The 527-nt window shown below is 41.9% G+C and carries 1 rRNA gene; it reads right to left on the reverse strand.

The features are described from left to right. Positions 1–312: 312 nt before the first annotated feature. Positions 313–430: ribosomal RNA gene (rrf, locus tag DXD02_RS15280) — 5S ribosomal RNA — on the reverse strand. Positions 431–527 lie beyond the last annotated feature (97 nt).

Here is a 527-nt window from a genome sequence, read left to right on the forward strand (position 1 = left end):
TCTCTGGTTTGATAACATCACATGCTCTCACACATGATGCCTCGGATGTCTTTTCCTATCTCTAACGTTTTAACGTTTTCAATATAGATTGTATATGCGGTTTTCAAGGTACATCTTGCTGACTGAATGTTTCATCAGTCATTAGAACTTAAAAGGAATAAGTGAAACACTTTTGCTTTTTATCTTTCTTTTAAACTCTAATCACTGGTAAAACCAGCTCTCATCAGCACTTCCCTGCTGTTATAGGTTACTGCGCTTCTATGGGCAGCTGTTTTATTTTATAAGACATTTTCCCTTGTCTTTTTAATAGGGAACTGGCAGCCACCTGCTCTCCCACACCGTCTCCAGTGCAGTACCATCGGCCGCTTGGGTCTTAACCATCGTGTTCGGGATGGGAACGGGTGTGTCCCCCAAGCGCATCGCCACCAGCAGTAGTTATCCAGTTTTTGAAACTGTTAAAGTCTACGGCTCATCGCCGTTCCTTAATAACTAAACAGTGAAACCCATTCTTTACTTGTTCTTCCTTA

The sequence above is a fragment of the Blautia sp. TF10-30 genome, assembly GCF_003481245.1.
Taxonomy (GTDB): Bacteria; Bacillota; Clostridia; order Lachnospirales; family Lachnospiraceae; genus Fusicatenibacter; species Fusicatenibacter saccharivorans.